Below are 16,656 nucleotides of genomic sequence, written 5' to 3' on the forward strand. Positions count from 1 at the left end.
TGTTTTGTTTATCTGGAGAATGTTGTGACTCAACGCCTGCGCCTGAATAAGAATGCCGATCGCCGCTTGAAGGCTGGCCATCTGTGGATCTACTCCAACGAAGTCGATATCAAGGAAACGCCGCTGAAGACCTTCGAGGCGGGCGAGCCTGCCTTGGTAGAGGCCTCCAACGGCAAGACCCTGGGCGTGGCCTACGTGAACCCGCACTCGTTGATCTGTGCGCGGATCATGTCCCGCGACCCGGAAATGCGCCTGGACCGCTCGCTGTTCGTGCACCGTTTCAATCAGGCGCTGGCGCTGCGCCAGCGTCTGTTCGATCAGCCCTTTTACCGTCTGATCCATGGCGAGGGCGACCTGCTGCCAGGACTGATCATCGACCGCTTTGGCGATGTGCTGGTCGTGCAGCTCAATACCGCCGGCATGCAGGCCCTGGCCGACGAGATCGTCGATGCGCTGGAAAAGGTCATCAAGCCTGAGGTCATCGTATTCCGTAACGACACCGGGGGCCGCCGCCAGGAAGGTCTGGAAGCCCACGTGGAAGTGGTCAAGGGCACCCTGCCCGACGAAGTGCTGCTGGTGGAAAACGGCGTGACCTTTGCGGTGCCGGTACTCAACGGCCAGAAGACCGGCTGGTTCTTCGACCACCGCGTCAACCGTGCCTGGTTGAACAGTCAGGTTGCTGGAAAGCGCGTGCTGGACGTATTCAGCTATGTGGGTGGCTGGGGCGTTCAGGCTGCCGCCAGCGGCGCCTCCGAAGTGCTGTGTGTGGATGCCTCCGGCGTTGCTCTGGAGCAAGTGGCGCGCAATGCCGAGCTGAACGGCGTGCAGGAGCAGGTGGCCGTGGGTGAAGGCGACGCCTTCGAAGCGCTGGCCGCATTGAAAGCCGACGGCGAGCAGTTCGACGTGGTGATTCTCGACCCGCCTGCGTTCATCAAGAAGCGCAAGGACATCCCCAACGGTGAGCGCGCCTATGCACGACTCAACCGCGAGGCAATGCGCCTGCTGGGTCGCGATGGCCTGCTGCTGTCGGCGTCATGCTCCATGCATCTGGCCCACGAGCGGCTGGTGGATGTGGTGCGCGGTGCCGTGCGCCATCAGGACCGCCATGGCCAGGTGATTTTCCAGGGCCATCAGGGGCCGGATCATCCCGTGCACCCGGCAATTCCCGAAACTGCTTATTTGAAAGCGCTGGGCGTGCGGGTCTTCCGCGACTGAGCATCGCCCGCTGTCGAGCGCCGTCGTCATAGGAAAGGAGGTGGCCACATGGAGTGGGCGTTGCCTGAGCCGTTCGTACTCACGCTGCAGGTCGCGCCGGAAGCCATCGACGCTTACCGGCACGTCAATAACAGCGAGTACCTGCGCTGGGTAGAGCAGATCAGCTGGGCCCACTCCGAGGCGTTGGGGCTGTCGCTGGAACGCTATCGGGCGCTGGACCGGGCGATGGTGGTCCACCGCCACGAGCTGGACTACCTCGCCCCTGCTTTTCAAGACGACACGCTCTGCCTGGCCACCTGGATCGTCGACTGCGACGGCCGCTTCAGCCTGACGCGCCGCTTTCAACTGATACGGCCAGCAGACGGCAAGACGCTGCTGAAGGCGCGCACGCGGTTTGCCTGTGTCGCGCTTTCCAGCGGTCGCCCCAAGCGCTTGCCGGAGGAGTACCAGCGCATTTATGGCGCTGCGGTGGTGGCGGAATAAACAGCCGTGTTTTGATAGTGTTGACTATCGAATACCGCATGCCTTTTTAATACCTGCCAATAGCTGGTTGTAACTTTGTGAGTGATTCCCCTCCAGTGCTATCGCTAAGCCTAACGCACGAGAGCCTGATAGCTTTTGGTACTTTGGAGCAATGCGCTTCAACTCTTGAACTGCGTTATTCAGACGATCAGGGGTGCGGTATTTGGCTTTCGTTTGCTGCTTTGCCAAGCTGGCAGGCCCAAGGGCTTGTGCAACCGCCTTGAGGTCTCCAAGATAAAAGCTTTCAAGCTCATGGCAGGCAATGCGAACGATGGCATCAGGGTGGCCTGCCTCGCTGCATAGCGTCACTAGACGCTGCTTGATTTGCAGGCAGTCGCCTGAGTCCTGATCACGCATGACCAGGAAGCATGACTCTGGGTTTTGCCATGCTCGTAAACGTATCGGCAGGCGCTTTTCTAAATCCTGCTTCCCTTCAAAAACGATATACCGAGTTTCGATGCCTGGTAAGAGGCGAGGTATTATCCCTTGCAACATTGCCTTGGCTGAGGGCTCCTCCAAAAAGAAAACTAGTTCCATTATTCTGGTCCTGCCCCTTCAAAAAAACCTTCTTTCCAAAGATAACCCATCTGATCCCCTTCCTCGATAAAGGCAACAAGCTGTCGATTGTCCTTGGCTCGACATATGTTTGTATAGCCTTTCTCTTTCACGAGCCAGTAGACTTCCTCCACCTGTACGGCATTAAGGAAATCAGGAGAGTGACTCGATACAAAAACTTGTCCTCCTCTCTCAGCGTAAGCACGAAATTCTTCTGCCAATTCCCACAGTAAGGTGGGATAAAGCTGGTTTTCCGGTTCTTCGATACAAAGCAAGGGGTGTGGCTCAGGATCGTAGAGTAGTACTAGATAAGCAAACATTTTAATGGTGCCGTCAGATACATACCGGTCGATAAATGGGTCGATGAATGAGTCGTCTTGAAAGTTTAAAATCAGTCGGCCATCTTGCGTCTGAATGGGCTCTATTTTATTGATGCCTGGAACCCGGTGCTTCATCGCCTCAACCATTTGATCAAAGATGTCAGGGTGATTTTCATAAATATTTCTTGCTACTAATTGCAAGTTATCACCTGATATAGAGAGATGCTCGAATTCTCCAATGGCCTCTTTGCTACCACGAGCCAAATTGATATGAAAATCTGAAACATGCCAGTTTTCTATTAGTTGACGAAATGCATTGGCTGCTTTAAATCGTTCGAATTGTCCTAAGCCTTTAATTGCCAATGCATCTTTGCCAACATTTTGCTGCTCCCTTTGAAGTTCTTCATCTTGCTTGTCGAAATCTTCTTCATTTGTGATGGCGTAGCCCACGCCGCCTGAAAAATCCAGGAAGTGATAAGGTGATCCATAGCGGCCACGTTTGTAACGAAGCACTTCACGCCTCACTGTCACCTGTCGATTTTCCATTCCTATTTCGATCAAGTACGAGATCAGTCGTTCGACGCCAGCAATATCCATACGAAACTTTATTTCCAGCTCAATGGATTCATTACTGTCGATACCACGGCTAAGTACTTCTTTAAACCCGCCACGGACCTGCAGTGCTTGTTTAACATTGAAGGTTAGGCAATCCTTGAGGAAACCAAAAACATCAAATAGGGTTGATTTTCCTGAGCCGTTAGCGCCGACGACAACACAGAAGCGTGGCAAGCCTTCCATCCTGGCGTGGCGAAAACTCTTGAAATTTTTAATTCGAATCGTTTCGATATGCATTGTTCGTCTCCGTCAACACCCAGTCCATTTGGCTCGCCGGGATGACCGGTATCGAGTGAGACTGTGGCTATCATCCTAACATCAGGAAAAACACTGTGCAGCACGGCTGGATAGCACTACAACAGCCACTCGCGCTGAAGAGGCGAATCCTGATAAGCAATGCCAACAGCCAGTACCTTCAGACCGCTCAATCAGCACCCTCGTGAATAAGGCGGGGTTAGGGGCAGAGGTGACGATTCTCGATACCTCGGTGGCCCGGCTGGAAGCGTTGGATGCGCGCTACCAGGGGCGTATCAAAACCGTCTACTCCACCGCCGATGCGCTGGACCACGCGGCACGTACTGCCGACATGATCGTAGGCGCGGTGCTGATCCCTGGCGCGGCAGCTCCCAAATTGATCACCCGTGCCATGCTGGCCGAGATGAAACCCGGCAGTGTGCTGGTGGACGTGGCCATCGACCAGGGCGGCTGTTTCGAAACCAGCAAGCCCACGACCCACGCCGAGCCCACCTATCTGGTGGATGGCATCGTGCACTACTGTGTGGCCAACATGCCCGGCGCCGTGGCACGCACGTCTACCCTGGGGCTCACCAACGCGACGCTGCCGTTCGTGCTGGCGCTTGCCGACAAGGGGTGGCGCCAGGCGCTGGCAGACGATGCCCATTTTCTGCCCGGGCTGAACGTCCACGATGGCCAGATTACCTACCGGGCCGTCGCCCAGGCGTTTGGCCTGGAAAGCATCGAGCCGGCCAGCGTGGTGAAGTGACCCGCGCGCCAGGCGGTGGGTCCATTAGTAATGGGGTGGGATGTCGTCTTCGGGGCGAAAGCCGCCCTGTGAGTCGCTGGCTTGCAGCGCCTGATGCTGTTCGCGGAGCCGTTCACGCATCAGGGCGCTCAGCTGTTCCAGCTTTTCGAGGCGGCGCTCCTGCTGGGCGACGGCCTGGTCCAGGGTGTCCAGCCAATGTTCCTGATAAGCCAGCCGACTTTCCAACGATTCAATACGTTGAGTGAGCTCGGCAGGCGTTAATTCGTTTGTCATGATAACATCGTCACCGTATGTAGTATGCTCGGTACTGTTAGGAAAGGGCCTGGTAGGCCGAGTATTGTCTTGCTTCTGTTACCCATACAACAAGAGAGCTTTTATCATCCATGAACCCAAAAGTTGTTTTTCGCTGTTTCTTTATCAGTATCTTACTGGCCGCCCCCACGCCGCTTCTTCTGGCGGGGATTGTTCATTTAACCAATGCACCTCTGGCTGAACAGTGGTTGGCCGAGGCTGCTTTCAGTGTGTATGCCGCTGTGGCACTTGGCTGTTTTGCAATGTTGTTCGTCGGTACGCTGGCGGCTGCGGCCCTGGCACCACCGATGGTGGTAAAGGCCGATGTGGCCAGGGTCAAACCTGCCCCGCGTCAGCCCCAGGCAGCACCCGTGGTGGACGATGAAGAAGAGGATATCATCGACTCCAACGATGGCCGTGAAGAGGGCGAGGTCAAGTGGTTCAACACCAACAAGGGCTATGGCTTCATCACCCGGGACAATGGCGAAGATGTCTTCGTGCATTTTCGGGCGATACGCGGTCGTGGCCCACGCATGCTGGCCGAAGGCCAGATCGTGCGTTACCACGTGATCAAGAACGACCGTGGCCTTCAGGCCGATGATGTCAGCATTATCGAATAAGCGCCCAGGCGCTGTAGTGATAAATTAGTGCTGAAAGAGAAAACCCCCGCGCTTGCGGGGGTTTTTGCGCTTAACGGCCTGAGTCCGGCCATTCGATGGCTTTTTCCTGGCCGCCGGGCAGCACTTGCCAGAAGCGGTCCGGGTCATCGCCAGGGTGCCAGCCGCCCAGCGAACAGCGGACTTCCACGTTGAGCGCTTCGGCCGCGTGCTGCGCGCACTCCTGGTCGGTGTGCCAGGGGGTGTGGGCGCTGTCGAACCACAGGCTGGCAAAGCCGTCGGCGGCGTTGTCCACCAGCAGCACCGGGACGCTTTCCCCCTGATGCTGGCCACGGGTTTTCCACTTGCCTTTGCCCGCCGGGCCCAGGGGTGGGGCATCGAGGGTCTCGCTGAGCCAGGCGTTGAGATCGTCCAGCGACACGCGGGCCAGGTACACTTCGATATCCGGAAACCGCTCCATCATACGCATACCTCATCAGTGGTGAGCAGCGCCTGCAGGGTGGCTTCGTAGATGCGGCTGAGCGCATCGAGGTCGCTGGCCAGCACGCGCTCGTTCACCTTGTGAATGGTGTCGTTGAGCGGGCCCAGCTCCACCACCTGTGCCCCCAAGGTGGCAATGAAGCGGCCATCGGAGGTGCCGCCGCTGGTCGACAGCTGCGGGCGCTCACCGGTGACGGCTTCCACGCCGCGAATGGCCGCATCGACCAGTTCGCCTTCGGCGGTCAGGAAGGGCTCGCCGTTCAAGGTCCAGTCAATGTGATACTCAAGACCGTGCTGATCCAGAATTGCCTCGGTGCGTGAGCGCAGCTCGTCATGGGTCACTTCCGTGGAGTAGCGGAAGTTGAACACCACTTCGATGTCGCCAGGGATCACGTTGGTCGCCCCGGTACCCGCGCGCACGTTGGAAATCTGGAAACTGGTGGCGGGAAAGAAGTCGTTACCGGCATCCCAGTGCTCGCGTGCCAGAGCATCGAGCGCAGGCAGCGCCTGGTGAATGGGGTTGCGTGCCAGGTGGGGGTAAGCCACGTGCCCCTGCACCCCTTTGACATGCAGCACGCCGCCCAGCGAGCCGCGTCGGCCGTTCTTGATCACATCCCCCAGCCGCGCCGTGGAAGAGGGCTCGCCGACGATGCAGTAGTCCAGCCGTTCGTTGCGTTCGCGCAGGTGCTCCACCACGGCCCGGGTGCCGTCCACGGCGGGGCCTTCCTCATCGGAGGTGATCAGGAAGGCGATACGGCCGTCGTGGTCGGGGTAACGGGCCACGAAGCGCTCCACGGCGGTCAGCATGGCGGCCAGGCTGCCTTTCATGTCGGCCGCACCGCGCCCGCAGAGCATGCCCTGCTCGTCGATGCATGGCTCGAAGGGCGGAAACTCCCAGCTGGTATGCGGCCCGCTGGGCACCACGTCGGTATGCCCAGCGAAGGCCAGCACCGGGCCATGATGGCCGCGCACGGCCCAGAAGTTTTTCACATCGCCGAACGGCAGCTGCTCGACATGGAAACCGAGCGCCGTGAGGCGCTCGATCATCAGGTTCTGGCAACCCTCGTCGTCCGGGGTCACCGACGCACGACCCAGCAGGTCAAAGGCCAGGGTGAGCGTCGGTGACAGGGCGGCAGACTCAGTTGTGGGCATGCAGCGCCTCGTTCAGCGCAATGGCACTCTTGTTGGTGAGGCACTCGATACGGCCATTTTGCGAGTTGCGGCGCAGCAGCAGGTCGTCCTGGCCAGCCAGCTCACGGGCGGCCACGGTGTTGACTTCCTGACCCTGGTCGTCGAGGACGGTCACCTTGGAGCCAGCGGTGATGTACAGGCCTGCTTCCACGGTGCAGCGGTCGCCCAGCGGAATGCCGATACCGGCGTTGGCGCCGATCAGGCAGCCTTCACCCACCTTGATGATGATGTTGCCACCACCGGAGAGGGTGCCCATGGTGGAGCAGCCGCCGCCCAGGTCGGAGCCTTTGCCGACCATGACGCCCGCTGAAATGCGGCCTTCGATCATGCCCGGGCCTTCGGTGCCCGCGTTGAAGTTGACGAAGCCTTCGTGCATGACCGTGGTGCCTTCGCCCAGGTAGGCGCCCAGGCGTACGCGGGCGGTGTCGCCAATGCGGATGCCGGTGGGCACCACGTAGTCGGTCATCTTGGGGAACTTGTCGACGCAGTCGACGGACAGCGCGCGGCCTGCCAGGCGTGCCTTGAGGCGGCGAGCCGGCAGCTCCTCGATGTCGATGGCGCCTTCGTTGGTCCAGGCGATGTTGCGCAGCAGGCCGAACATGCCGGTCAGGTCCAGGCCGTGGGGCTTCACCAGACGGTGGGACAGCAGGTGCAGCTTGAGGTAGACCTCCGGCACGGTTTGCGGCGCCTGGTCGGTGTCCAGGAACATCGCTACCAGCGGGCGCTGGCTGGTGGCGAAAGACTCGGCCAGCGCCGCCTGCTCGGAATGACCCGCGGCTTCCAGTGCCTTGGCCAGGCGGGTGCAGTCTTCCGGCAGGAAGCTGACAGGGCTGTTTTCGGCAGCGGCGCCCAGCGCTTCCTTGGCGGCGGCCACCAGGCTCTCGTCGGGGTTCAGCAGCGGGGCCGGGTAGTAGATTTCCAGCCAGTCACCCTGGGTGTTTTGGGTACCAATTCCAAGCGCAAAGCTCAGCATAACGGGGCTTCCTTCAAGGTTGTGTGTCTAAGAGGGGGCGTTCAGCCGCTCAGTTTGTCGTAATCGCCGTCGCGGTAGCCGACCAGGATGGTGCTGTTGTCGACTTCGAGTAGCGGACGCTTGAGCAGCGTGGGTTGTTCCAGCAGCAGCCGACGGGCCGACGTGGCGTCCAGCTGATCCTTTTCCTCCTGGGGCAGGTTGCGCCAGGTGGTGCTGCGCTTATTGATGGCTTCCAGCAGCGGCACCCGCTCGAGAATATGCTCCAGCAGGCTGGCCGACAGGCCATCCTTGCGCAGGTCATGGGTCTTGAAGGGAATGCCGCTCTCCTCCAGCGCCTTGCGGGCTTTGCGGCAGGTATCGCAGGTGTTGATGATATATAGCGTCAGCATGGAAAAGCCTCCTTGTCGTGGGGTGTCGCGGCGTTAGCTGCGCTCGATCAGCTGGCGCAGTCGCTTGGCTGCTTCCAGGGTCGGTTCGAGCTCTGCCACCAAGGCTAAGCGTAGTCGACCTGCGCCCGGGTTATGGCCATCCTTGCCAGGGCGGCCCATCAGGCTGCCGGGCAACACGCTGACATGCTGTTCGCTGAACAGCCGCTGGGTAAAGGCGATATCGTCGCCCCCCGGCACGGCGGGCCACAGATAGAAGCTGGCTTCGGGCGTCGGGAACGACATGACCGGTGCAAGGACCTCGGTGACGGCGCTGAATTTCTCGCGGTAGGCGTCACGGTTGGTGCGCACATGGGCTTCGTCCTGCCAGGCAGCGATGGAGGCGTGCTGCAGCGGCAGTGACATCGCGCAGCCGTGGTAGGTGCGGTAGCGCTTGAACGGGGCGAGGAGATCGGCGTCGCCCGCCACGAAACCCGAGCGCAGCCCTGGCAGGTTGGAGCGTTTGGAGAGCGAATGAAACACCATGCAGCGGCGGTAGTCATCGCGGCCCAGCTCGGCGCAAGCCTGCAGCAGTCCGGGCGGCGGAGTGGCTTCGTCCAGGTAGAGCTCGGAGTAGCACTCGTCGGAGGCAATGATGAAGTCGTGTTCGTCGGCCAGGGCAATCAGCTGCTTGAACTCGGCCAGCGGCGTGACTACGCCGGTGGGGTTGCCCGGTGAGCAGAGAAAGACGATTTGCACGTCGCGCCAGGTGTCGGCGCTGACGGCTGAAAAGTCCGGGCGAAAGCTGTTGTCGGCGGTACAGTCCAGGTAGAGCGGCTCGCCGCCTGCCAGCAGCGTGGCGCCTTCGTAGATCTGATAAAACGGGTTGGGTACCGCTACCTTGGCGGGGCGGGTGCGATCCAGCGCCGCCTGCACGAAGGCGAAGATGGCTTCACGGGTGCCGTTCACCGGCAGCACCTGACGTTCGGCGTCCAGCCCCGCCAGGCCAAAGCGCTGGGTGGCCCAGGCGGCAATGGTCTCGCGCAGGGCGGGCAGGCCGTTGGTGGCTGGGTAGCGCGCCATCTCCAGCTGGTGGGCAATGAGTGCATCCAGTGCGCCCTGGTAAGGGGCATGCTGGGGCTCGCCAATGGTCAGCGGAATATGCGCAAGCCCCGCCGGAGGCGTGAGCGTTGCCTTGAGGGCAGCCAGCTTTTCAAACGGATAGGGGTGCAGGGCATTCAGGTCTGAGTTCATGGCGAGTCCGTACCGTTTATCGAACCGCCGATTATAGGCAACCCCTGGTGCAGGCTCAAACCCAACGACCAGGGGGTGTTCGGCCAGGCATCTGGGCTAGACGCTCAATACGTCGATCAGCCGCTTACGAAGCTGCTGTTGACGGGCGGGGTCGGTGAGCGGCTCACCGGCCTTGGTGGTGATGAAAAAGACGTCCTCGACGCGCTCGCCCAAGGTGGCGATCTTGGCCGCCGACAGGGCGATATCCTGCTCCATGAAGATGCGCCCCACCCGGGCCAGCAGGCCAGGACGGTCAGGGGCGGTCAGCTCCAGTAGGGTGCGTTCATTGGCCGGATCCTGCTCGATCACCACTTCGGTAGGCACTTTGAAGTGCTTGAGCTGGCGCGGCGTGTGTCGAGTGACGATTTCGGGGTAGTCGTCCGGGTCGTCCAGCTCTTCCACCAGGTGGCTGCGCATCTCTTCGATGCGCAGCGGGTCACGGATCGGCTGGCTATGGCTATCCAGTACGATAAAGGTGTTGAGTGTCCAGTCGTTGTGGGAAGTAGCAATGCGGGCATCGTGGATCGAGAGTCCGAGCTGCTCCATGGCGGCAGCAGTGGCGGCGAACAGGTCATCCACCGAGCGGGTGTGGATGAACACTTTGGTGCCGCCTTCGGCCATGTCGGCGGTGGGAGCACTGATCAGCACCAACGGCAGCGGTGACGGCTGGTGCGCCAGAATGCCTTGAGTCTGCCAGACGATCTCGCTGGGGGCGTACTGCAGGAAGTAGTCTTCCCCAAGGGAGTCCCATAGCGGGTCGATCTGGCTGCTGTCCACCCCGACGGCTTGCAGCAGCGAACGTGCCTCGGTGCGGGTTTCTCTGACCCAGTCGTCTCTGTCCGGTGGGTTTTTCAGCCCACGGCGCAGAGCACGTTTGGTTTCCGCGTGGAGCTGGCGCAAAAGCGATGCCCGCCAGCCGTTCCACAGCGTGGGGTTGGTCGCGTTGATATCGGCAACGGTGAGCACGTAAAGGTAGTCCAGGCGGGTCTCGTCGCGCACGATCAGTGCGAAGTCGCGGATCACATCCGGGTCGCTGATATCTCGCTTTTGGGCGGTCATCGACATCAGCAGGTGATGCTCGACCAGCCAGCTGACCAGGTTCGTATCGTGCTGCGAGACGTGATGACGACGGCAGAACTGCTCGACGTCACGGGCGCCGATTTCCGAGTGGTCTCCGCCGCGCCCTTTGCCGATGTCGTGGAACAGGCCAGCGATCCACAGCAGGTCCAGCTTGGGTAGCTGGTGGATCAGGTTGGCGGCCACCGGGAAGTCGTCCTTTGCCTCGGGCTTGCGGAAGCCGTGCAGAAATTTCAGCAGGCGCAGGGTGTGGGCGTCCACGGTATAGATATGAAACAGGTCGTGCTGCATCAGCCCGACCGCTCGGCCGAACTCCGGCAGGTACTTGCCCAGAATGCCGTAACGGTTCATGCGCCGGAGCTGGCGAGGCACGTTGCCCGGCGCCCGCATGAGCGCCATGAAGAGCCGCTGGTGGCGGGGGTCTTCCCGGTAGTGGTCGTCGATCTGATGGCGATGGTCACGGATCAGGCGAATGGTGTCGGCGCGCACGCCTTCGATTTCCGGGTGCTTGGCCATCAGCAGAAACAGCTCCAGCATGGCCGCCGGGCGTTCGCGAAACAGGCTGCGCGAGCGGGCCTGGATATAGCCCCCCTTGATCTCGAAGCGGTCGTTGAGCTTGATGGTGGCCAGCGACTCCTTGCCGCGCAGGATCACTTCGTCGAAGTGCTGCAAGAGCATGTCGTTGAGGCCTGCCAGCGCCGTCACATGGCGGTAGTAGCGCTTCATGAACTGTTCGACGGCCAGCCGCTCGGGTGTGTCCTTGAAACCGAACATGTCGGCGATGGTGCGCTGGTGATCGAACAGCAGGCGGTCTTCGGCGCGCCCGGTGAGCATGTGCAGGGCGTAGCGAACCTGCCAGAGAAACGACTGCCCCTGGCTGAGGATGCGCAGCTCGGCGTCGTTCATGAACCCGTTGGCGACGATGTCGGTGTACTGCTCGGTGCCGAAGTGCCGCTTGGCGACCCAGCCGATCATCTGAATGTCTCGCAGGCCACCGGGCGAGCTTTTCAGATTGGGCTCCAGGTGGTACTCGGAGTTGTTGTAGCGATAGTGGCGGGAGATCTGCTCTTGCCACTTGGCCTCGAAAAAGCGGTCGGCGGGCCATACGTGGGGCGCGCTCAGGCGCTCACGCATCTGTTCACGCAGGCGCTCGGGACCTGCGATCAAGCGCGACTCCAGCAGGTTGGTGATGACCGTCACGTCGGCTTCGGCTTCCCGCTCGCAGTCGTTGAGCGAGCGTACGCTATGGCCGATCTCCAGGCCGATATCCCACAGGAACGTCACGAAGGCGCTCAGCGGCTCCCGGTAGGGAGTGTCGTCATCGTGTTCGAGCAGCAGCAGCAGGTCGATGTCCGAGTGGGGGTGCAGCTCTCCGCGCCCGTAGCCGCCCACTGCCACCAGGGCGATGCCGGTGTCGGGCCAGGCATGGTGCTGCCAGGCAATCGCCAGCAGCTGGTCGAGATACCATGCGCGGCCACGTACCAGATCACGAATGTCCGCACCCGCGCGAAACTGCTCGTCGAGGCGCGCCTGAATCTCCTTGAGCGCCGCCTTGAACGGGGCAATGGGAGAGCGTGCCCCGGCCAGCTCGGTGCGAAACAGCGCCAGATCGAACAGCGACGTATCCGGCTCGAACCGGTAGTGGTGTAGTAGCATCAGGCGTTCAGAAAGCTAAAGTCTTCGTCGCTGCGCGCAGTGAGCACGTCAACGCCGGTGTCGGTGACCAGTAGCGTGTGTTCCCACTGGGCCGACAGGCTGCGGTCTTTGGTGACGGCGGTCCAGCCGTCGCGCAGCACTTTGGTTTTGTAGCCGCCCACGTTGATCATCGGCTCGATGGTGAAGCACATGCCCGCTTCTAGGCGGATGTCGGCATCCGGTGCATAGCCGTCGTAGTGCAGGAACTGCGGGTCTTCGTGGAAGTCCGCACCGATGCCGTGGCCGCAGAAATCACGTACCACCGAGTAGCCATGGGCTTCGGCATGCTGCTGAATCACGCGTGCCAGCTCGGAAAGACGCACGCCGGGTTTCACCAGCGCAATGCTCTTGTACAGGCACTCTTGAGTGATGCGGCACAGCCGTTCGCCCTGGATGGTCTCGCCGATCACGAACATCACGCTGGAGTCGCCGTGGTACCCGTCGGGGGTGCGCACGGTAATGTCCAGGTTCATGATGTCGCCGCTTTTCAGCTTTTTGGCGTCATCCGGGATGCCGTGGCATACCACGTGGTTGATCGAGGTGCAGGTGGCCTTGGGGAAGCCGTGATAGTTCAGCGGCGCCGGAACCGAGCCCAGTTCGTTGACGATGTATTCGTGGCACAGGCGGTCGATCTCGCCGGTACTGATGCCTGCCTGGATGTGCGGCGTGATCATTTCGATGACGCTGGCGGCCTGGCGTCCGGCTTCGCGCATTTTCTCGATTTCAGAAGGCGTCTTGATAGGAACGTTCATGAATTCTCGATGTGGCTTCAGGGTAGGGGATGAGCGGTCATTTTGGCAGCTATAACGCAGCGGCGACTTCATCTTGGCAATGATCTATGGTATAAAGCCGCGCGCTTTCCTGCAATCGCCATCCGCAGCTTCTTTTGCTGGCGCAGGCGGCAGGCAAGGGCAACAAGAGCGCAACTCAGCATGGCTGGGTTGCAAGATAGCAAGCCTTGAAAACACACATGCACCGGCACATGGTCCCGGGTGCCTTTAGCAACGCCTGGCGGTGCTACTGGTCGGATCCATGGGGTGCGTGGAGGCCTAACCCGAGTTTCAGGAGTTTTACCATGTCTCACGTCAATATGCGTGACCTGCTGAAGGCAGGCGCTCACTTCGGTCACCAGACCAAGTACTGGAATCCGAAGATGGGCAAATACATCTTCGGCGCGCGCAACAAGATCCACATCATCAACCTTGAGCACACTCTGCCGGCGTTGAACGAAGCGATCGACGTGGTCGAGAAGATGGCGTCTTCCAACAACAAGATCCTGTTTGTTGGTACCAAGCGCAGCGCGAGCAAGATCATCAAGGAAGAAGCCAACCGTGTTGGCCAGCCGTTCGTCAACCATCGCTGGTTGGGCGGCATGCTGACCAACTTCAAGACCATTCGTCAGTCCATCAAGCGTCTGCGTGACCTGGAAGTCATGCGCGAAGACGGCACGTTCGACAAGCTGACCAAGAAAGAAGTCTTGATGGCCACGCGTGAGCAAGAGAAGCTCGAACGTTCTATCGGTGGTATCAAGAACATGGGCGGCCTGCCGGACGCACTGTTCGTTATCGACGTTGACCACGAGCGCATCGCGATCAACGAAGCCAACAAGCTGGGTATCCCGGTCATTGGCGTGGTAGATACCAACTCTAACCCGGATGGCGTTGATTACGTGATCCCGGGTAACGATGACTCCATCCGCGCGATCCAGATCTACGTGAAGGCGATTGCTGACGCGTGCACCCGTGCGAAAGAAGGTCGTCCCGAAGAGTTTGTCGAAGTGACGGAAGAAGCCGCTTCTGCCGACGCTGACGCTGCTGCCGAGTAACGCTGGCAGTGGGTGCGGCGGGCAGTTGAGCCGCATCGTCAAGAGGGGGCCTTATGCCCCCTTTTTCCCGCTTTGGGCACGCCCAGGCGGGCCGATCACGCCGAGCACCAGGTGCCGGCAAGCGCTCTGCACCGTGATACGCAACGGTCATCTATCGTGCGTATACTCTGTAGCGCGTTTAACTCTCAGTTAGAACCATTTCCGAGGTGAAATCTCATGGCAGCTATCAGCGCCTCTCAGGTTAAGGAACTGCGCGAACGTACCGGTCTTGGCATGATGGAGTGCAAAAAAGCACTCACCGAAGCCGGCGGCGACATTGACGTGGCGATCGAAAACCTGCGTAAAAGCTCTGGCCTAAAAGCCGCTAAGAAGGCGGGTCGTACCGCTGCAGAAGGCGCCGTGGTAACGCGTGTTGCCGAAGACGGCAGCTACGGCGTCATGGTCGAAATCAACTCTGAAACCGATTTCGTTGCCCGCGACGACAACTTCATCGCTTTCTCCAACAAGATCGCTGATGCGTTCTTCGCTGCCAAGAGCGAAGACGTGGCTGCCGTGATGGCGGGCGACCTGGAGTCTGCGCGTGAGCAGCTGGTTCAGAAAATCGGCGAGAACATCGGCGTGCGTCGTGCCGTCGTGGTAGACGCAGTGGACGCTGGCCTGGTTGGCGAGTACGTTCACGGTGGCCGTATTGGCGTATTGACCGTGCTGAAAGGCGGCAATGCCGAGGTTGCCAAGGACGTTGCCATGCACGTTGCTGCCATCAACCCAGCCGTGGCTCATCCGGCCGACATGCCCCAGGAAGAGCTGGACAAAGAAAAAGCCATCATTCTGGCGCAGCCGGACATGGCAGGCAAGCCCGAGCAGATCGCCGAGAAGATGGTCGAAGGCCGTCTGAAGAAGTATCTGGCCGAGAACAGCCTGACCGAGCAGCCCTTCGTCAAAGACCCGAACCAGACCGTTGCCGAATTCGTCAAGGCGGCTGGCGGTGAAGTGGTCAGCTTTACTCGTTTCGAAGTGGGCGAAGGCATCGAGAAAGAAGAAGTCGACTTTGCCAAAGAAGTTATGGAACAGGCTGGCCGTCGCTAAGGTCGAATGTTTCTGTAAGATGATGGCGTGCGCGCGAGCGCACGCCTTCGTGTATCCGGCCCCTGTGAAATACAGGTGCTGTCTCGCCCACCTGTGTCCAGGTCTGCCTCAGGAGAGATGCCATGTCACGTGAGATTCAAGAGTCTGCCCCCGCTGCCACGAAACTCGACAAGTCGAAATCGAAATACAAGCGTATTTTGCTGAAGCTGTCGGGCGAAGCACTGATGGGAGAGCACGATTTTGGTATCGACCCCAAAGTGCTGGACCGAATGGCACTGGAAATCGGCCAGCTGGTCGGGATCGGTGTACAGGTGGGCATCGTGATTGGAGGTGGTAACTTGTTCCGTGGCGCTGCGTTGAACGAAGCGGGCATGGACCGAGTGACGGGTGACCACATGGGAATGCTGGCCACCGTGATGAATGCCCTGGCCATGCGCGATGCGCTGGAGCGCTCGAATATTCGTTCACGGGTGATGTCGGCGATTCCCATGAGCGGTGTGGTGGAACACTATGACCGCCGTACTGCCATTCGCTACCTGACTTCCGGTGACGTGGTGCTGTTTTCTGCAGGCACCGGCAACCCTTTCTTTACCACGGACTCGGCCGCCTGCTTACGCGGTATCGAAGTGGACGTGGACGTCGTCATCAAAGCCACCAAGGTGGACGGCGTGTACAATAAGGACCCGGTGAAGTACCCCGACGCCGTAAAATACGACCAGCTCTCCTACGACGATGCTCTGGAGCAGAAGCTGGGCGTGATGGATTTGACCGCAATCTGCCTGGTACGTGACCATGATATGCCGGTGCGGGTATTCGATATGAACAAGCCTGGTGCCCTGCTGAATCTGGTAGTAGGGGGCAAGGAAGGCACGCTGATAGACAGAGGGTAACAACGTGATCAACGACATCAAGAAAGATGCAGAATCTCGCATGAAGAAGAGCGTCGAGGCGCTGCACGTCAACTTTAACAAGATTCGTACCGGGCGTGCGCATCCCAGCATCCTGGATGCCGTGACCGTTGAGTACTACGGTGGCCAAGTGCCGTTGAATCAGGTGGCCTCGGTCAGCGTTGAAGACGCGCGCACCTTGGCCGTTGCTCCTTGGGAGCAGGGTATGGTGCCGAAGATCGAAAAAGCGATCATGACCTCTGACCTGGGGCTCAACCCCTCCAGTGCGGGTACCGTGATTCGCGTGCCCATGCCGATGCTCACCGAAGAAACGCGCAAGGGCTATATCAAGCAGGCGCGTGGCGAGGCCGAGACGGCCCGTGTGGCGGTGCGTAACGTGCGTCGCGATGCGAACGGTGATTTCAAATCCTTGCTTAAGGATAAAGAGATTACCGAGGACGATCAGCGCCAGGGCGAAGACGAGATCCAGAAGCTGACCGACAAGTACATCGCCGAGATCGACAAGGCGTTGGCAGCAAAAGAGCAGGATCTCATGCAGGTATAACGATGTCGTCGACATCGCGGACTGCGTTCACTTCACTACGGGCAGCCTGGCTGCCCGTGGGCCATTGCTTGGCTTTAATAT

General features: G+C 59.9%; 17 protein-coding genes and 1 pseudogene. 8 read left to right on the top strand and 10 right to left on the bottom strand.

The window, feature by feature from the left end:
- Nucleotides 1–24: 24 nt before the first annotated feature.
- Together RVM27_RS11725 and RVM27_RS11730 are read left to right on the top strand one after the other, a co-directional pair.
- The gene (locus RVM27_RS11725; RefSeq protein WP_039175220.1) at nt 25–1,215 is read left to right on the top strand and encodes a class I SAM-dependent rRNA methyltransferase; all 1,191 of its coding nucleotides are present in this window, start codon (nt 25–27) and stop codon (nt 1,213–1,215) included.
- 48 nt (nt 1,216–1,263) lie between these two features.
- The gene (locus RVM27_RS11730) at nt 1,264–1,698 is read left to right on the top strand and encodes an acyl-CoA thioesterase (RefSeq protein WP_016915062.1); all 435 of its coding nucleotides are present in this window, start codon (nt 1,264–1,266) and stop codon (nt 1,696–1,698) included.
- 24 nt (nt 1,699–1,722) lie between these two features.
- On the opposite strand, the gene RVM27_RS11735 is transcribed toward RVM27_RS11730, so the two are convergent.
- Nucleotides 1,723–2,274 (bottom strand): DUF4276 family protein, encoded by a 552-nt coding sequence (locus RVM27_RS11735; protein WP_498956653.1) that lies wholly within the window; start codon nt 2,272–2,274, stop codon nt 1,723–1,725.
- Entirely contained in the window at nt 2,274–3,464 is a 1,191-nt protein-coding gene (locus RVM27_RS11740) for an AAA family ATPase (RefSeq protein ID WP_287808844.1), read from the bottom strand. The genes RVM27_RS11735 and RVM27_RS11740 overlap by 1 nt, the downstream gene beginning before the upstream one ends.
- A gap of 214 nt (nt 3,465–3,678) precedes the next feature.
- Here RVM27_RS11740 and RVM27_RS11745 point away from each other — a divergent pair.
- Nucleotides 3,679–4,230 (top strand): annotated as a pseudogene (locus RVM27_RS11745) (alanine dehydrogenase); the annotation flags it as partial.
- 24 nt (nt 4,231–4,254) lie between these two features.
- On the opposite strand, the gene RVM27_RS11750 reads toward RVM27_RS11745, so the two are convergent.
- On the bottom strand, nt 4,255–4,503 hold the full coding sequence (locus RVM27_RS11750; RefSeq protein WP_039175223.1) for a SlyX family protein: 249 nt from the start codon (nt 4,501–4,503) through the stop codon (nt 4,255–4,257).
- Nucleotides 4,504–4,613: 110 nt separating this feature from the next.
- Here RVM27_RS11750 and RVM27_RS11755 point away from each other — a divergent pair, with 110 nt between their 5' ends.
- Nucleotides 4,614–5,141, top strand: coding sequence for a cold-shock protein (locus RVM27_RS11755; RefSeq protein ID WP_287808842.1), 528 nt, complete (start codon nt 4,614–4,616; stop codon nt 5,139–5,141).
- A 70-nt stretch (nt 5,142–5,211) separates the two neighbouring features.
- On the opposite strand, the gene RVM27_RS11760 is transcribed toward RVM27_RS11755, so the two are convergent.
- From RVM27_RS11760 to map, 7 genes are all read right to left on the bottom strand, one after another.
- Nucleotides 5,212–5,601, bottom strand: coding sequence for a hypothetical protein (locus RVM27_RS11760; protein ID WP_039175225.1), 390 nt, complete (start codon nt 5,599–5,601; stop codon nt 5,212–5,214).
- On the bottom strand, nt 5,598–6,770 hold the full coding sequence (gene dapE, locus RVM27_RS11765; protein ID WP_498956654.1) for a succinyl-diaminopimelate desuccinylase: 1,173 nt from the start codon (nt 6,768–6,770) through the stop codon (nt 5,598–5,600). The genes RVM27_RS11760 and dapE overlap by 4 nt, the downstream gene beginning before the upstream one ends.
- Nucleotides 6,757–7,782: a 2,3,4,5-tetrahydropyridine-2,6-dicarboxylate N-succinyltransferase gene (dapD, locus tag RVM27_RS11770; protein ID WP_039175227.1), complete on the bottom strand. Its 1,026-nt coding sequence runs from the start codon at nt 7,780–7,782 to the stop codon at nt 6,757–6,759. The genes dapE and dapD overlap by 14 nt, the downstream gene beginning before the upstream one ends.
- A gap of 41 nt (nt 7,783–7,823) precedes the next feature.
- A complete protein-coding gene (locus tag RVM27_RS11775) occupies nt 7,824–8,171 on the bottom strand; it encodes a Spx/MgsR family RNA polymerase-binding regulatory protein (protein ID WP_016915053.1) in 348 nt (115 codons plus the stop codon).
- Nucleotides 8,172–8,204: 33 nt separating this feature from the next.
- Entirely contained in the window at nt 8,205–9,401 is a 1,197-nt protein-coding gene (gene dapC, locus RVM27_RS11780; protein WP_498938999.1) for a pyridoxal phosphate-dependent aminotransferase, read from the bottom strand.
- Between the two features lie 96 nt (nt 9,402–9,497).
- Entirely contained in the window at nt 9,498–12,173 is a 2,676-nt protein-coding gene (locus RVM27_RS11785) for a [protein-PII] uridylyltransferase (protein ID WP_498956655.1), read from the bottom strand.
- Nucleotides 12,173–12,964 carry a type I methionyl aminopeptidase gene (gene map / locus RVM27_RS11790; protein ID WP_498938995.1) on the bottom strand — a complete coding sequence of 264 codons (792 nt, stop codon included), beginning with the start codon at nt 12,962–12,964 and terminating at the stop codon, nt 12,173–12,175. Before map ends, RVM27_RS11785 begins: the two co-directional genes overlap by 1 nt.
- A 323-nt stretch (nt 12,965–13,287) precedes the next feature.
- Between map and rpsB the strand changes: the two genes are divergently transcribed.
- The 4 genes from rpsB (at nt 13,288) to frr (ending at nt 16,575) form a co-directional block, all read left to right on the top strand.
- The gene (rpsB, locus tag RVM27_RS11795; protein ID WP_287808837.1) at nt 13,288–14,037 is read left to right on the top strand and encodes a 30S ribosomal protein S2; all 750 of its coding nucleotides are present in this window, start codon (nt 13,288–13,290) and stop codon (nt 14,035–14,037) included.
- 216 nt (nt 14,038–14,253) lie between these two features.
- Nucleotides 14,254–15,123 carry a translation elongation factor Ts gene (tsf, locus tag RVM27_RS11800; RefSeq protein ID WP_039175232.1) on the top strand — a complete coding sequence of 290 codons (870 nt, stop codon included), beginning with the start codon at nt 14,254–14,256 and terminating at the stop codon, nt 15,121–15,123.
- Between the two features lie 122 nt (nt 15,124–15,245).
- Nucleotides 15,246–16,013, top strand: coding sequence for a UMP kinase (gene pyrH / locus RVM27_RS11805; protein ID WP_039175233.1), 768 nt, complete (start codon nt 15,246–15,248; stop codon nt 16,011–16,013).
- 4 nt (nt 16,014–16,017) lie between these two features.
- Nucleotides 16,018–16,575, top strand: a complete 558-nt coding sequence (frr, locus tag RVM27_RS11810; protein WP_287808836.1) for a ribosome recycling factor — start codon at nt 16,018–16,020, stop codon at nt 16,573–16,575.
- The last annotated feature ends 81 nt before the right edge of the window (nt 16,576–16,656 follow it).

Source organism: Halomonas sp. KM007 (genome assembly GCF_050709225.1).
Taxonomy (GTDB): domain Bacteria; phylum Pseudomonadota; class Gammaproteobacteria; order Pseudomonadales; family Halomonadaceae; genus Vreelandella; species Vreelandella hamiltonii.

Excerpts from the sequence above, each read along its gene's own strand:
- RVM27_RS11730 (WP_016915062.1), top strand. The coding sequence starts at position 1,264 with ATGGAGTGGGCGTTGCCTGAGCCGTTCGTACTCACGCTGCAGGTCGCG.
- rpsB (WP_287808837.1), top strand. The coding sequence starts at position 13,288 with ATGTCTCACGTCAATATGCGTGACCTGCTGAAGGCAGGCGCTCACTTC.
- RVM27_RS11755 (WP_287808842.1), top strand. The coding sequence starts at position 4,614 with ATGAACCCAAAAGTTGTTTTTCGCTGTTTCTTTATCAGTATCTTACTG.
- pyrH (WP_039175233.1), top strand. The coding sequence starts at position 15,246 with ATGTCACGTGAGATTCAAGAGTCTGCCCCCGCTGCCACGAAACTCGAC.
- RVM27_RS11740 (WP_287808844.1), bottom strand. The coding sequence starts at position 3,464 with ATGCATATCGAAACGATTCGAATTAAAAATTTCAAGAGTTTTCGCCAC.
- RVM27_RS11775 (WP_016915053.1), bottom strand. The coding sequence starts at position 8,171 with ATGCTGACGCTATATATCATCAACACCTGCGATACCTGCCGCAAAGCC.
- RVM27_RS11735 (WP_498956653.1), bottom strand. The coding sequence starts at position 2,274 with ATGGAACTAGTTTTCTTTTTGGAGGAGCCCTCAGCCAAGGCAATGTTG.
- tsf (WP_039175232.1), top strand. The coding sequence starts at position 14,254 with ATGGCAGCTATCAGCGCCTCTCAGGTTAAGGAACTGCGCGAACGTACC.
- map (WP_498938995.1), bottom strand. The coding sequence starts at position 12,964 with ATGAACGTTCCTATCAAGACGCCTTCTGAAATCGAGAAAATGCGCGAA.
- dapD (WP_039175227.1), bottom strand. The coding sequence starts at position 7,782 with ATGCTGAGCTTTGCGCTTGGAATTGGTACCCAAAACACCCAGGGTGAC.
- dapE (WP_498956654.1), bottom strand. The coding sequence starts at position 6,770 with ATGCCCACAACTGAGTCTGCCGCCCTGTCACCGACGCTCACCCTGGCC.
- RVM27_RS11750 (WP_039175223.1), bottom strand. The coding sequence starts at position 4,503 with ATGACAAACGAATTAACGCCTGCCGAGCTCACTCAACGTATTGAATCG.
- RVM27_RS11785 (WP_498956655.1), bottom strand. The coding sequence starts at position 12,173 with ATGCTACTACACCACTACCGGTTCGAGCCGGATACGTCGCTGTTCGAT.
- dapC (WP_498938999.1), bottom strand. The coding sequence starts at position 9,401 with ATGAACTCAGACCTGAATGCCCTGCACCCCTATCCGTTTGAAAAGCTG.
- RVM27_RS11760 (WP_039175225.1), bottom strand. The coding sequence starts at position 5,601 with ATGATGGAGCGGTTTCCGGATATCGAAGTGTACCTGGCCCGCGTGTCG.